1 pseudogene is annotated in these 272 nt (G+C 47.8%); it reads left to right on the forward strand.

The window, feature by feature from the left end:
• Positions 1-272, forward strand: a pseudogene (locus R0K30_RS21975) (5-methyltetrahydropteroyltriglutamate--homocysteine S-methyltransferase); the annotation flags it as partial.

The raw sequence follows: 272 nt of genomic DNA on the forward strand, positions 1-272 counted from the left end.
TGGCGCAAAAAAGATTGGACTGATGAACAGTACCAAGCCTTTATTAATGCGGAAACGAAGCGCTGGGTTGACATTCAGGAAGAAATCGGCTTAGACGTGCTCGTTCACGGAGAATTTGAGCGGACGGACATGGTCGAATACTTCGGTGAAAAACTGGCCGGATTCGCCTTTACGAAATATGCATGGGTGCAGTCTTACGGTTCACGCTGCGTACGTCCGCCTGTCATTTTCGGAGATGTCGAATTTATCGAACCGATGACGGTAAAAGATAC

This window comes from Bacillus sp. SIMBA_154 (genome assembly GCF_046536015.1).
Classification (GTDB): Bacteria; Bacillota; Bacilli; order Bacillales; family Bacillaceae; genus Bacillus; species Bacillus pumilus_P.